This is a genomic window from uncultured Methylobacterium sp. (assembly GCF_964242245.1).
In the GTDB taxonomy this organism is placed as follows: Bacteria; Pseudomonadota; Alphaproteobacteria; order Rhizobiales; family Beijerinckiaceae; genus Methylobacterium.
This window is the reverse complement of the sequence record NZ_CAXTBY010000113.1, coordinates 1-12,937: the sequence shown is the minus strand read 5'-3', so window position 1 is coordinate 12,937 and position 12,937 is coordinate 1. Positions and strand designations below refer to the sequence as shown.

Sequence of the window (12,937 nt, the reverse complement as noted above, 5' to 3'; positions counted from 1 at the left end):
GACCGGTCGCGTAATCCTCAGCCTCCCGGAGCGGCATCCACAGGGTACCCGCCCTGTGCGTTGCCGGCGGCACGCTCCCACGGCAGATGTGCCGAACTCCTGCGGCGAATCCGGCGGCGCGACGTTGTCGTGACATGGATCGCGAAACGCCCCGCCTCGGCTTCTGCTGCAAGTTCATCCCCGACGATCCACCCGGCACGCACGCCACCCTGAAGGCCGCGCGCGAGGCGGCCCTGGCGATGAACCTCACCACCACGACCATGGCGCACCTGAAGGGGCTCGCGCCGGTCGCCCGGCACGACAAGCTGGCCGGGATCGTCCGGCACAACCTCGCCGCGCTCGGTCGCCAGATCGCCTGGGTCGGCGCCCGGCCGCCGCTGGAGCGGCTGCTGCGCATGGCGAGCGACGTCTTCCCGGGCTTCACCCATCCGGTGGCGCGGGCGGTCTACGCCGATCCCGACCTGTCGCGGGAGATCGAACGGGGCCTTGCCGACTCGGGTGACTTGGCACGCTCGCAAGGGGTGCGGCTCAGCCTGCATCCGGGCCCGTTCTGCATCCTGGCGAGCCGCAACCCGGCAGCCCTCGAGAACGCCATCTCCGAACTCGACTATCACGGCCGGCTGATGGAGCTGATGGGCTACGGCACCGGCTGGCACCCGCACGGCGCCCATATCAACATCCACGTCGGCGCGCGGGACCCGGGCGTCGCGGGTTACCGGGAGAACCTCGCACGCGTGAGCCGCGTGGCGCGCGACCTCGTCACCGTCGAGAACGACGAGAACGCCTTCGGCCTCGACGCGGTGCTGCCACTGGCCGACCGCGTGCCGATCGTCCTCGATCTGCACCACCACTGGGTCGAGAGCGGTGGCCGGTACATCGAGCCGGACGATCCCCGCATCGCGCGGATTCAGGCGTCGTGGCGCGGCGTGCGGCCGGTCGCGCACGTGAGTGTGTCGCGCGAGGCGCTCCTGCCCGACCACGATCCCGACGCGCCGCCCGACTTCGCGGCCCTGCGCGCGGCGGGCCATTCCGGGCGGGACTTGGCGGCCCATTCCGACATGATGTGGAACCGGGCGGTCAACGACCTCGTCGCCCGCCACCTCGCCTGGGCCGATTTCGAGATCGAGGCGAAGGCAAAGAACCTCGCCTCGGCCGGCATCGCCAGACAGATCGCGGACAGGTTGCTGCCGACGGGGACGGAACGCGGCAGCCTCGACCGCCGCGCGATGAGCGCTTAGAGCAAGTTTGGTTCGCTCGTGCTCACCACCCTTGCTCCAAGTCGTCGTGTGGTCGCGGTTCCTTTACGCCAACCGCGCGCACTTCGCTCGCAACCGCTCCAGGCACGCGCCGATGAAGACCGCCGATTGCGACATCCTGATCGTTCCGGGCCTGGGCGGCTCGGGGGAGGGTCACTGGCAGACCCGCTGGGCCGATCGCCTCGCGACGGCCCGCGTCGTCGAGCAGGACGATTGGCACGCGCCGGAACCCGCCGCGTGGCGCGCGCGGGTGTGCGAGGCCGTGTCCGCATCGGCCCGGCCGGTGATCCTGATCGCGCACAGCCTCGGCGTGGTCGCCTGCGTCGAGGCGGTGCCGGACTTCCCCGAGGGCCGGGTGCGCGGCGCGCTGTTCGTCGCGCTGCCCGATGTCGAGGAAGCCTCGAACCTTCCCGAGAGCGTACGAGCCTTCGCGCCGCTGCCGCGCGTGCCCCTGCCCTTCCCCGCCCTGCTCGTCGCGAGCCGCACCGATCCCCACTGCGCCTACGCCCGCGCGGAGGACTTTTCCCACGCCTGGGGCGCGGCGTTCGTCGATGCCGGCGAATCCGGCCACCTCAACGTCGCGAGCGGGCACGGACCCTGGCCGGAGGGACTGATGCGGCTTGCCGGGTTCATGAAGGACCTCTGACGGCGCACGCCGCCGACCGATTGCGCCCGCGCGTTAAGCACCCGTTTACCGAAGCCCGCGCTGGATGAAGCCCGGATCACGGGCGATCCGGCCCGCGGGAGATCGACGTGACGCGAAAAGAGCTTCTGGCCCGACTCGACGCGGTGCAGACGGCGCTGGGGGAGCGCGCCCACACCTCCTTCAACAGCTCGATCTTCGGCGATACCGCGCTCCTCAAGCGCATCGAGGCGTTCGAGGCGCAACTGACGGCGGTGGAGAAGCCGAAGGCCGCCGACTACACCGGCAACATGTTCACGCGCATCGCCAACCGCCGCAACGTCGAGGCGGTGCAGAAGCGGGCGCAGTCCTGACCGTCGGGCGGGGCCCATCGAAGGTGCGCCCTTCGAACGAAAACCTCACTTCGGGTCCGGTTCGGCGGCGCGCAGGAGTTCGCCCGCCACGTCCGAGAGGCGGGGCGGCGCCTCGCGGGTGAACGGCAGGGGCCGGCACACGGCGAGCGCGGCGAGCCCGAAGCGGGCGGTCATCAGCCCGTTCAGCACGCCCTCGCCGAGCTTGGCCGAAACGCGGGCGGCGAGGCCGAGGCCGAGCACCTGCTGCATCATGCTCTCGCCCACCGCCATGCCGCCGGTCACGGTGAGGTGGGCGAACGCCGCGCGCGCCAAGCGCAGGAACCCGAGGACGCCCGGGCGCCCGCCGTAGATCGCCGCGATCCGGCGCAGCAGCCGCACGGCCGAGTAGACCACGAAGGCGACATCGACGATCGCCCGCGGGCTCAGCGCCGTGACGCCCGAGACCTGCTTGGCGGCGGTCGCGATGGCGTTCCGCGCCTGCCGGTCGAGGGGCGCGAGCAGTTCGTGCTCGGCGAGCCCGATGCGGTCGTCGACGTCGAGGATCGCGTCGGCGGCGGCCTCCAGGCGCTGCCGGCCGGCGGCGAGTGCCGTCCGGTCGGCGTAGAAGGCGGAGAGATCCCGCACCACCCCCTGCGCCGCGGTGTGATCGCGGGCGCGAAGCGCGTCGATCGCCCCCTCCCGCAGGCGCTCGATCCGGCGCTCGCGCCACAGGCCGCGCAGTTCGCGCGCGACGATCGCCAGCAGGGCGAGGCCGGCGAGAGCCAGGAGCGCCAGGGCGAGGCCGCCGAGCCAGGGCGCCGCCTGGAACAGGTCGGCGATCATGCGCTCGACCGACAGGCCGATCCCGAGCGAGACCAGGCCGCCGGCCGCCGAGAGCAGTAGCGCACCCCAGGGCGCACCGCGCTTGCGCGGGACCGGCACGATGGCGCCGTCCGCAGCCTCGACGATCTCGAAGGGATCTTCGACGATCCGCACGCCGGTCGGCGTCACCGGGCTCGGGGCGACGCCCTCGGCGGCGGTTGCCGGGTCGGCCGAGGGAATGCGGAAGGCGCGCGGGCGCTGGGTCGCGGTCACGGGATCATCCTCGCGGGAACGTCCGGGGCATCAGGCGAGCCTGTCGCCGATCAGGAACTGCATCGCCCGGTCGAGGCGGATCTGCGGCAGGTGACCGGGGCGGCCGAGCGCGTCCGGCTTCATGAGGGACGGCCGGAAGCGCGGGAACCGCAGGGAGCCCGGCTCGACCGCACCGTCCAGGACCGCCTCCGGCTTGGCCGGCAGCGTACCGGGGAAGACGGCCGCCTCGCTCGTCCCATCGAAGGTCTCGTCGCCCACGACCTCGCCCGCCTCGGGCGTCCCCGACACCGCGCGCAGGGTCTCGTCGCCGTCGTGAATCGTGGTCTCGCGGGTCGCGCGCACCGAGGCCAGCGCCACGGTGCCGACGCGGGCGCCCGCCGCCTCGGTGCGCCGCATGGCGCGGGAGACGAGGAGGCGCAGCAGGGCGTCGAGCCGGTCGTGGCTGGTCTGGTGCAGGTGGTCGGCCTTGGTCGCCGCGAACAGGATCTTGTCAGCGCGGGGCGCGAACAGGCGGGAGAAGAGGGTGTTGCGCCCGATGTTGAGGCTGAGCAGCACCGAATCCAGCGCCTCCTCCAGTTCGGCGAGCGCCGCCGGCCCGGCATCCACGGCGGCCAGCACGTCGACCAGCACGATCTGGCGGTCCACCCGCTGGAAGTGGTCGCGGAAGAACGGCAGCACCACCTTGGCCTTGTAGGCCTCGAAGCGCCGCTCCATCAGCCCGGCGAGGCTGTCCGGGGCGATGGTCTCCGGCAGGCCGTCCAGCGGCGCGAAGGTCAGCGCGGGGGAGCCCGCGAGGTCGCCGGGCATCAGGAAGCGGCCCGGGGGGGTCGTGGCCACCATCTCCGGGCCGGAGCGAAGGCCTGCGAGGTAGGCGGTGAAGGCGGCGCTGGCCCGCTCGGCCAGCACCTCGTCCAGCGCGCCCGCCGGGTCGAGGCCCTTCAGCAGCGCGAGCCAGGGCGCGGCGACGGCTGCGCGGCCGGCGCGCCGCGTGCCGGCGATCGTCGCGCGCGACCACGCCGTGTAGCCCTGCTCGATCAGGGCGAGGTCGAGCAGCCACTCGCCGGGATAGTCGACCACGTCGAGCATCAGGGTGCCGGGCCCCGAGCGCCAGCCGGCGGCCCGCTCGTAGGCGATCTCGAGGCGGAACTGGCTGATCCGGTCGGTGGAGCGCGGCCAGAGCCGCGCCTCCGTCAGGGCGGAGAGGTGCTCCTCGAAGGGAAAGCGCGGCACGTCGTCGTCCGGTTGCGGCACGAGGCGGGCGCGGCGCAGGCGGCCCTCCTGCGCGGGTGCGAAGGCCGGGAGCGCGTGCGCCTCGACGAGGTGGTGGATCAGCGCGGTGGTGAACACCGTCTTGCCCGAGCGCGCGAGCCCCGTGACGCCGAGCCGGAGGGTCGGCTGGATCAGGAGGTCGCTCGACGCCTCCGCGAAGGCCCTGACCGCGGAGCCGGCACGCGCGGCAAAACTCAGAGGGGGCAAGGGCTGGCTCGGCTCGGGACGGGCTGGTTCGCGCGAGAGGTGGCGCGGCGGTCCGGCCGCTACAAGGCTAGCGCGCCGCATCCGCGCTCGGGGCCTCCGCCGCGGGACCCAAGCGGGCGATGGCCGCCTGCACGAGGCCGGGTCCGGCGTGCAAGGCCCCGAGCTCCACGGCGGACATCGCCAGCATCACCGGCGCGAGGTTCGGCGCGGGCGCTCCGTCGGCCGAGAACAGGGCGAGGTCGTCGTTCGCGCCCAGGCCCACGCTCCTGGCGATGGCCGCGGCGTAGTTGGCGATGCGGGCCTCGTCGCCGCCGCACAGGGGCGCCGGCGCGCGCAGGTCGCCGAGCGTCAGCCCGGCGATCAGGGGCAGGGCGGCGGATTCGACGACGAGCTGGTCGGGCGAGGGAACCCTGTGGTCGAGGAGTGCGGCAGGATCGTCGGCCCCGCGGTGCGCGGGCTTCGGTCCGGGCGATGTCTGCGCGATGCGAGCGGCGAGGTCGGGTACGGGCTTCGGCATCGGGACCTGTCCGACCCGGCGCGGAGCCGGACGGCCCCCCATCCGCGCGAGCGCCGACCAGGGCTGCACGCGCAGGGCCGGAGCGCGGACCCGCGCGATCGCGCGCCGGGGGGCGCCGCCCGGCAGGTGCCGCGCGAGGTAGCGGGCGCGAAGCGTTCGGCCGAGGCCCCGGGGCGCCGACGGACCGGCCGAGGCGGAGCCGCCCCCCGCCCCGGTGCCGGGCAGCCCGCACGCGGCCGGCGCCCAGCGGCGGACGATGGCCAGAGCGGTGCGGCGTCCGTAGTCGCGGTAGTAGCGCCGGAGCAGGTGCGCTGCCGCGTCCGCGCCGTCGGCGGCGCTGGCGAAGCCGGTATGCCCGTCGGCGTCCGAGCCGATCTCGCCCGGCCAGCGGGCGCTCTTGATGCACCAGTAATTGTTGAGCTTGGCGCAGCGCGCGACGAAGGCCGGCTCGGTCGGCGTGAGTTGCGCCACCGCGGCGAGCGAGACCGGACGCAGGCTCGAAGCCTCCATCCGCCAGTTGGAGACCGCGCGCGCCGCGTGCTGGTAGAACGGCGCAGCGATCGGGTGCGGGGCGGCGACGCCGGCCGCCGGCGCGCCCAGGGCGTGAACCTGCCCCTCGATCCGCGGCACGAGCGTCGTCAGGACGAGGAGGGCGGCGAGCAGCACGATGCGCGTGGATCGAAGCGATGCGGGCGACGGGAAGCGCTGAACGGTCGGCGGTTCAGGCGATGGTGAAGCTCAGGCTCCGGGTTCGCTGCGAAGCTCGTGCCGGGCCTGATCGAGGTACTCGTCGCGCTCCTCCTGGGACAGGACAAGGATCGAGCCGCCGCAGAGGGGGGCCTGCACCGCGTTGTCGGCGTCCCACGCGCGGTCGCCGTGGCCCTTCGCGGCGAAGTTGCGCTTGGCGCGGGCCACCACCAGGGTCTCGTCGGGCTCGATCATCGGCATCTCCCCGGACGCACGGGCGTCGAAAGCGCGTCCAGCCTATCACGGATTCAGAACTTCCAGGGCGGCCGCGTGCAGGCGCGGATCGCCCGCCGCGACGACGCGGCCGCCCGCCGTCGCCGGGCCGCCGTCCCAGCCGGTGATCGTGCCGCCGGCGCCCTCGACGATCGGGATCAGCGCGACGATGTCGTAGGGCTTCAGCCCCGCCTCGATCACGAGGTCGATCTGCCCGGCTGCCAGCATGCAGTAGGCGTAGCAGTCGGTGCCGTAGCGCGACATCCGCACCTGCGCCTCGACCGCGCGGAACCGCTCCGCCTCGTCCCCCTCGCTGAACAGGCGCGGATCGGTGGTGGCCAGCATCGCCGCCGCGAGGCTGGCGCAGCGGCGGGTGCGCAGGGTCCGCTCGCCGCGGGGACCGCGCAGGCGCGCGCTGCGGCCGTCGCCGGAGAAGCGCTCGCCGAGGTAGGGCTGGTGCATCAGGCCGCGCACAGCTCCGCCGTTCCGGGTCAGGCCGACCAGCGTGCCCCAGGTCGGCAATCCGCTGATGAAGGAGCGCGTGCCGTCGATCGGATCGAGCACCCAGACGTACTCGGCGTCCATCCGCTCCGAGCCGAACTCCTCGCCGAGGATGCCGTGCGCCGGGAAGGTCTCGCGGATCATTTTGCGGAGCACCAGCTCCGCCGCCCGGTCGGCCTCCGTGACCGGATCGAACGGCGCCGCTCCGCGGGCCTTGTCGTCGAGGGCGAACTGCGCCCGGAAGAACGGCAGGATCGCCCGGCCCGAGGCGTCGGCGAGGTCGTCCATGAACCGGCCGAGTTCGACGACGCTCATGCCCTGCCATCTTCCCGATGTTCCGTCGCGGAAGCGAACGCGACTTCGCCGACGCGCGTCAAGTCCCGACCGCCGCCGAGCCGGCGACCGCCGCGTCCGATTTGGCCTCAATCCCCGCCGTCATCGCCGCGAGAACGGCCTCCACGGCGCCGCGCAGGGACGTGACGTGGCCGCTGGCGTCGATGCCGGTGCGTGCCGCCTCGTCCGCATCGATCTGCCAGAGGCCGACGACGATCGGAACGCCGGGCATGCGCCCGCGCAGGCGGCCGACGAGGCGGCGCAGGTGAGTCGGCTCGCCGCTGATCGCCAGCGAGACGATGCAGATCATCCGCGCCTGATCGGGATCGAAGGCGTCGATCCGCGCGCGCGCCACGTCCGAGAACGGGACGACGCGGGTGCCGAGGCCGCGCTTGCCAAGGAGCTGGGCGAGGATCGCGGCCGCGGCGCCGTCGATGAAGCCGCGGCCGGCGACGCACAGGACCGCGCCGCTCCGCGACCACGCTTCGGGGATCGCGACGGCCGCACCTGCGGACGCGGCCTCGGTCGCCGCAGCCGGCCAAGCACCGTCGCCCGCGGGCCCCGGCACCGCGTCGTCGCGCTCGGCGAGCACCTCGACGAGGTCGTGGACCGAGGCGCGGATGTCCGTCCTCTGCTCGGCGGTGAGGACGCCGCGCGCCGCGTCGCGGGCTGCGAGTTCGAGCCCCTTCAGCACGACCTCGTCGTAGTAGGCCGAGAGCGAGCAGCCCTGCAGGATCAGCTCGGCGTGCTCCTGCGCCTCCTCCGGATCGTCGGCGAGGATGCGCTGGTAGAAGTTCTCGACCGGCGTCAGCGCGGGCCGGTTGCCGAACAGCACGTCGAGGAATTCGAGGTGGTCGATGTGGCGGCCCAGCACCACGAGGCAGACGGTGAGCGGCGTCGAGAGCAGCAGGCCGACGGGTCCCCACAGCCACGTCCAGAACAGCGCAGAGATCAGCACCGCGATCGGCGACAGGCCGGTGGAGCGGCCGTACAGCATCGGCTCGAAGATCTGGCCGGTGATCGGCTCCAGCACCAGGAACAGGATCGCGGTGGCGATCATCATGTTCCAGCCCGGATCGACGGCGGCGGCGAGCGCCAGCGGCAGCAGCGCGGCAAGGAACGCACCGATGTAGGGCACGAACCGCATCAGCGCGGAGAAGATCCCCCACAGCACCGGGTTGGGCACGCCGATGGCGTAGAGCCCGAGGCCGATCGCCAGCCCGAAGGCGGCGTTGAGCGCCAGTTGCGCCACGAAGTAGCGGCTGAGGCGGCGGGCCGCGTCGTCCATCGCCACGGTGGTCCGGTGAAGGTCGCTCGATCCGGCGAGCCGGATCATCCGGTCGCGCAGATCCTCGCGCTGCATCAGCACGAACAGCAGCACCACGAAGACGATGCCGATGGTGGCCAGCGGCTGGAGCGTCGGCGAGAGCACCGTGCCGGCCATCTCCAGGGGGCCGGGCGGCGTCTGCCGCAGCTCGACGGGGATCGGGGGCGCCTCGAGCCCGCGCTCCGGGTCGGCGTTCGATGCCGGGTCCTTTCCGGCCTCGTCCGCCTTCCCGGCGCCGTCGGCCTTGCCGGCCGTGTGGAGGGCGCGGCCGATGCCGGCGACGTAGACGGTGAGGCGGCCGGCCGGACTGTCGCGGAGCCCCGCGATCTTGCCCTCGATGGTCGAGCGGTAGCGCGGCACGTCCCCGGCGAGGCTCGCGACCTGCACGCCGATCAGGGTTCCGAGCGACGCGACGATGCCGAGGGTGATGAGGACGGCGAGCCCCACGGCGAACAGCCGCGGCAGGCGCCAGCGCCGGAGGAAGGCGACCAGCGGCCCGATGACGAACGAGAGGAGCAGCGCGATCGCGATCGGGATGAGGATCTCGCGCCCGACATACAGGCCGGCGATGATGATCGCGGCGACGACGACCGGCGAGGCGAGCGCGGCCTTCGGCGTCTCGGCGGCGGCGATGCGGGTGGGCGCGGGCGGAACGAGGGACGGGTTCGTCTTCGTCGCCATGCCGCCACCGTGCCGTACGCTACGCCCGAATCTTCGCGCTCGCGCGCGTGCCGGACGTGGAACGGTGCGGCCCCGCAAAACGATCCCATGCGGGGCCGCGCCGTTCGCGCCGCGTGGTGACCGGGGACGGTCCCCGACCCGCTGCCGTCAGGCCTGGGCAACGCCGGCGCGGGCCACGTCGCCCGCGCTCCCAAGAGTTTCCAGCGACCAGCACAGGCCCATCACGCGGCGAATCTGCGCGGCGGGCAGCACGCCGTCGGCGAGGTCGGTGAACTTGCGCTCCAGGGCCGCGTCGCTCATCGGCCGCTCGACGCTGCCGATGGCGTGCTCGACCCGCCGGTGCAGCGTGCGCCCGTCGTCGAGGGTGATCGTCATGTCGACCTGCGCGGCCTCGATCCCCGGCGTCACCACCGGCACCACCCGGTCGCGCAGCGCGGCGATCACGGGATCGCGCACCGCCCCGTCGCTGAACTGCTTCTCGCCGGCCGCGCCCGCGACGAGCGCCACCGCGACCGCGTGGTAGATGCTGAACTTGCCTTCGAGCCCGGCCCGCGGCGCCGTCTTGCCGGTGAGTTCGAGCACCAGCGGGTGCACCTTCAGGTCGACGCGCCTGATCTGTTCGGGCTTGAGGTGCTCGGCGTCGCGCATCGCGATGGCGGCATCGATCGCCGGATGCATGACGATGCCGCAGGCGAACGGCTTGTAGGTGTTGGAGAGCGTCTCGTAGCGGGTCCCCAGGCCCTCCGTGATCTCGCGAAAGTCCTGCTTGGTCGAGATGGTGTTGGCCCAGCCGCGCTTGGCCTCGATCATCCCGTCCGAACTCGTGTAGCCCTTGGCCGCCAGGATCGCCGCGAACAGGCCGTTCGCGGCGGCCCGGCCCGGGTTGAAGCTCTTGTTCATCGAGCCGAACGATTCGCGCAGTCCCACCGGCTGCGAGGCCGCGAGCCCCAGCGCGTAGACCATCTGCTGCTCGGTGAGTCCCATCAGCCGGCCGGCGGCTGCGGCCGCGCCGAACACGCCGGCCGTGCCGGTGATGTGCCAGCCGACGTCGTAGTGATCGGGATAGACCGCGTTGCCGATCCGGCACTCGGCCTCGATCCCGAGGACCAGCGCGTTCAGGAAATCGCGGCCGGAGACCGGATGCAGCTCGGCGTAGGCGAGGATCGCCGCGGCCACGGGTCCGGCCGGGTGGATCACGGTCTTCAGGTGGGTGTCGTCGTAGTCGAAGATGTGGCTCGAAACCCCGTTGAGGAAGGCGCCGTTCATGATGTCGAACCGCTCGGTGCGCCCGAACAGTCCGGCCTGCGGCGGTCCGGAGAACGGCGCCAGCGCCGAGACCGCGACGTCGAGGGTCTCGTGGTGCGAGCCGCCGATGGCGACGCCGACCCAGTTCAGGAACGTGCGCGTCGCCTCCCGCCGCACGGCCTCGGGCAGGTCCTCGTAGCGGGCCGTCGCGACGTGGTGGGCGAGGATGCGCGTGACGGCGGGCGGTGCAGCGGGCTTGGCCGCGGCCGAGGTCGGCGTGGTCGTCTCCGCGGCACCGGACGCGCCCGCACCGGCCAGAGCAAGGCCCGCTGCGCCGATCAGCGCCCGTCGGTCGATCTGCGACATCCTCAAGGTCTCCCTGTTGTTTTTGCCGCGTGCTCGCCCGTCCTGTCGCGGCGCGGACGGGGCGATGCGCGTGAACCTAGCGCACGATCGCGCCGTGCCGAGTCGGCGGCAGGCTCCGCCCGCTCGCCCGGTTTCATGCCCGACAGCGGCACGGCCCGCTGCGACGTCCCAGGCGGCAGCCCCGCCGCGCTCCACGCTCCGAGCGCGGAAATCCGTCCCTGCCGGACGCGACCCGGCTCCTCACCGGACACGGCGACCGCGCGGGCAGCCGCGTGGCGGCCTCGGAGAGCGCCGTGGCCGAGCAGCGCGCGCAACATCCACGGCGCGGCGGCCCCGACGCGGGAGCAGCGCGTGGCCCAGCGCGGGGCCCGCGACCGCACGCTGCCGATGCCGACGCTGCACGCGCTCCAGGTCAACCTGGACGCCGGCCGCCTGCCCGAGCCGGAGGCCGGCGCTACCTGAATTCCCCCTCGACGCCTTCCCCGCGCCGCCCCGGTAGCGGCCGGTCAGACCAGGACTTCCATCGCGTCCTGCTCGCCGATCCCGAACACGCGCTTGTAGCGCGCGATCTCCCCCGCCGGCCCCTGCGCCTTGGTCGGATTGTCGGAGATCTTCACGGTCGGGCGCCCGTTCGCGTGGGTCACCTTGCAGACGATCGAGACCGGATCGAGCCGCCCGTCCGGGACCAGCCCGCGAAAATCGTTGGTAAGCAGGGTGCCCCAGCCGTAGCCGATCCGCGTTCGGCCGTGGAAATGCGCGTGGATCTGCTCGATCGTGTCGATGTCGAGCCCGTCGGAGAAGATCGCGAGCTTGTCGCACGGGTCGCAGTCGCGCGAGCGCCAGAACGCGATGGCCTCCTCGCCGCCGGCGATCGGTTCCTTCGAGTCGATGCGGAGGCCGGTCCAGCCGGTGAGCCAGTCCGGCGCGCCCGCCAGGAAGCCCGTCGTCCCGTAGGCGTCGGGCAGCGCGACGAGGAGGTTGCCCTCGTAATCCTCCTGCCAGTCGCGCAGCACGTCGTAGGGCGCCCGCGCCAGCGCCGCGTCATCCTCGGCCAGGGCCGCGTAGACCATCGGCAGTTCGTGCGCGTTCGTGCCGACGGCCTCCACCTCGCGGCGGAGCGCAATCAGGCAGTTGGAGGTGCCCAGGAACCGGTGGGGGCCGAGCGCCTCCGCCATCGCCTGCACGCACCAGTCCTGCCAGAGGAAGCCGTGGCGGCGGCGCGTCCCGAAATCGGCGATCGACAGGTCCGGCAGGCGCGCCAGACGCTCGATCTTCTCCCAGACCCGCGTCATCGCCCGGGCGTAGAGCACCTGTAGGTCGAGCTTGCCCAGGCCCCGCAGCACGGCGCGCGAGCGTAATTCGTTGAGGATCGCCAGCGCCGGCACCTCCCACATCGTCGTCTCGACCCAGGGGCCGTGGAAGGTCAGCTCGTACTGCCCTTCGCGGACTTCGAGCTCGTAGGGCGGCAACCGGAAAGCCTCGAGCCACGCGATGAAGTCGGCGGACAGGATACGGCGGCGGCCGTAGAAGGCGTTGCCCCTGAGCCAAGTCGCCTCTCCCCGGCTGAGCCTGAGCGAGCGGGCGTGGTCGAGCTGCTCGCGCAGCGCGCCGGCATCGACCTCCTCGGCGATGCGGATGCGGGTGGTGCGGTTGTGGATGCCGAAGGTCGCGTCCACGCCGCGGTGGCGGCGGAAGATCGTCTGCCCCATCAGCAGCTTGTAGAAATCCGTGTCGAGCAGCGAGCGGACGATCGGGTCGATGCGGAAGTTGTGGTCGTGGACCCGCGTCGCGAGGTCGATCATCGTCCGGAACCCGCGTTTGCTGCGCAGAGCGGATGGCGCATGACGATGGCGCGTGCGTCAACCGCTTCGAGCCTTGACGCATGAAAAAGGCGACGCCCCGTTTCCGGAGCGCCGCCCGTGCGAGCGCAGCAAGGGGCCGTCAGGCGAGGTCGACCTTCACGGTCTCCGTCTTCGGGCTCTCGCCGGTGAGCGAGGCCTTCACGTAGCCGTAGAGGTGCAGCATCTTGCTGTTGGGGCTGTCCCAGTACTCGCCGTGCTCGGGATGGACGCGGATCAGGGCGACCTCCGGATCGTCCTTGCCTTTGGGGAACCATGTCTTCATGGCCTCGGTCCACTTGGCGTCGATCTTGGCTTGGTCGCGCACGATCTCGGCCTTGCCCGAGACCGAGACGTAGGTCTGGCT

Annotated in this window: 12 protein-coding genes and 1 pseudogene; 4 read left to right on the top strand and 9 right to left on the bottom strand. The window is 72.7% G+C overall.

What is annotated here, in order from left to right; all coding sequences use genetic code 11:
- The first annotated feature begins 134 nt into the window (after positions 1 to 134).
- The 3 genes from ACFE8Y_RS17970 to ACFE8Y_RS17960 all read left to right on the top strand — a co-directional run bounded on the left by ACFE8Y_RS17970 (position 135) and on the right by ACFE8Y_RS17960 (position 2,252).
- Positions 135 to 1,238 (top strand): UV damage endonuclease UvsE, encoded by a 1,104-nt coding sequence (locus ACFE8Y_RS17970; RefSeq protein WP_375465752.1) that lies wholly within the window; start codon positions 135 to 137, stop codon positions 1,236 to 1,238.
- A gap of 112 nt (positions 1,239 to 1,350) precedes the next feature.
- On the top strand, positions 1,351 to 1,902 hold the full coding sequence (locus tag ACFE8Y_RS17965; RefSeq protein ID WP_375465751.1) for an RBBP9/YdeN family alpha/beta hydrolase: 552 nt from the start codon (positions 1,351 to 1,353) through the stop codon (positions 1,900 to 1,902).
- Between the two features lie 107 nt (positions 1,903 to 2,009).
- The gene (locus ACFE8Y_RS17960; protein WP_375465750.1) at positions 2,010 to 2,252 is read left to right on the top strand and encodes a hypothetical protein; all 243 of its coding nucleotides are present in this window, start codon (positions 2,010 to 2,012) and stop codon (positions 2,250 to 2,252) included.
- Between the two features lie 45 nt (positions 2,253 to 2,297).
- Here the strand turns inward: ACFE8Y_RS17960 and ACFE8Y_RS17955 are convergent, their stop codons facing one another.
- The 7 genes from ACFE8Y_RS17955 to ACFE8Y_RS17925 all read right to left on the bottom strand — a co-directional run bounded on the left by ACFE8Y_RS17955 (position 2,298) and on the right by ACFE8Y_RS17925 (position 10,732).
- Positions 2,298 to 3,326: a YcjF family protein gene (locus ACFE8Y_RS17955; RefSeq protein WP_375465749.1), complete on the bottom strand. Its 1,029-nt coding sequence runs from the start codon at positions 3,324 to 3,326 to the stop codon at positions 2,298 to 2,300.
- Between the two features lie 30 nt (positions 3,327 to 3,356).
- Positions 3,357 to 4,802 (bottom strand): YcjX family protein, encoded by a 1,446-nt coding sequence (locus tag ACFE8Y_RS17950; protein ID WP_375465748.1) that lies wholly within the window; start codon positions 4,800 to 4,802, stop codon positions 3,357 to 3,359.
- A 67-nt stretch (positions 4,803 to 4,869) separates the two neighbouring features.
- Entirely contained in the window at positions 4,870 to 5,985 is a 1,116-nt protein-coding gene (locus ACFE8Y_RS17945; RefSeq protein ID WP_375465747.1) for a hypothetical protein, read from the bottom strand.
- A 72-nt stretch (positions 5,986 to 6,057) separates the two neighbouring features.
- A complete protein-coding gene (locus ACFE8Y_RS17940; protein WP_375465746.1) occupies positions 6,058 to 6,261 on the bottom strand; it encodes a hypothetical protein in 204 nt (67 codons plus the stop codon).
- A gap of 45 nt (positions 6,262 to 6,306) precedes the next feature.
- The gene (gene hisN, locus ACFE8Y_RS17935; protein ID WP_375465745.1) at positions 6,307 to 7,095 is read right to left on the bottom strand and encodes a histidinol-phosphatase; all 789 of its coding nucleotides are present in this window, start codon (positions 7,093 to 7,095) and stop codon (positions 6,307 to 6,309) included.
- A gap of 58 nt (positions 7,096 to 7,153) precedes the next feature.
- Positions 7,154 to 9,121, bottom strand: coding sequence for an AI-2E family transporter (locus ACFE8Y_RS17930; RefSeq protein ID WP_375465744.1), 1,968 nt, complete (start codon positions 9,119 to 9,121; stop codon positions 7,154 to 7,156).
- 147 nt (positions 9,122 to 9,268) lie between these two features.
- Positions 9,269 to 10,732, bottom strand: coding sequence for an MmgE/PrpD family protein (locus ACFE8Y_RS17925; RefSeq protein WP_375465743.1), 1,464 nt, complete (start codon positions 10,730 to 10,732; stop codon positions 9,269 to 9,271).
- A gap of 132 nt (positions 10,733 to 10,864) precedes the next feature.
- Between ACFE8Y_RS17925 and ACFE8Y_RS17920 the strand changes: the two are divergent.
- Positions 10,865 to 11,194 (top strand): annotated as a pseudogene (locus ACFE8Y_RS17920) (MBL fold metallo-hydrolase); the annotation flags it as partial.
- Between the two features lie 44 nt (positions 11,195 to 11,238).
- Here ACFE8Y_RS17920 and ACFE8Y_RS17915 read toward each other — a convergent pair.
- Positions 11,239 to 12,534 (bottom strand): nicotinate phosphoribosyltransferase, encoded by a 1,296-nt coding sequence (locus ACFE8Y_RS17915; RefSeq protein ID WP_375465742.1) that lies wholly within the window; start codon positions 12,532 to 12,534, stop codon positions 11,239 to 11,241.
- A 139-nt stretch (positions 12,535 to 12,673) separates the two neighbouring features.
- Positions 12,674 to 12,937, bottom strand: a 264-nt coding sequence (locus ACFE8Y_RS17910) for a pyridoxamine 5'-phosphate oxidase family protein (protein WP_375465741.1), incomplete at its 5' end; no start/stop codon positions are given.

What these genes read in the sequence shown, in the direction of transcription:
- ACFE8Y_RS17970 (WP_375465752.1), top strand. Translation starts at nt 135, where the DNA reads ATGGATCGCGAAACGCCCCGCCTCGGCTTCTGCTGCAAGTTCATCCCC.
- ACFE8Y_RS17965 (WP_375465751.1), top strand. Translation starts at nt 1,351, where the DNA reads ATGAAGACCGCCGATTGCGACATCCTGATCGTTCCGGGCCTGGGCGGC.
- ACFE8Y_RS17940 (WP_375465746.1), bottom strand. Translation starts at nt 6,261, where the DNA reads ATGATCGAGCCCGACGAGACCCTGGTGGTGGCCCGCGCCAAGCGCAAC.
- hisN (WP_375465745.1), bottom strand. Translation starts at nt 7,095, where the DNA reads ATGAGCGTCGTCGAACTCGGCCGGTTCATGGACGACCTCGCCGACGCC.
- ACFE8Y_RS17930 (WP_375465744.1), bottom strand. Translation starts at nt 9,121, where the DNA reads ATGGCGACGAAGACGAACCCGTCCCTCGTTCCGCCCGCGCCCACCCGC.
- ACFE8Y_RS17925 (WP_375465743.1), bottom strand. Translation starts at nt 10,732, where the DNA reads ATGTCGCAGATCGACCGACGGGCGCTGATCGGCGCAGCGGGCCTTGCT.
- ACFE8Y_RS17915 (WP_375465742.1), bottom strand. Translation starts at nt 12,534, where the DNA reads ATGATCGACCTCGCGACGCGGGTCCACGACCACAACTTCCGCATCGAC.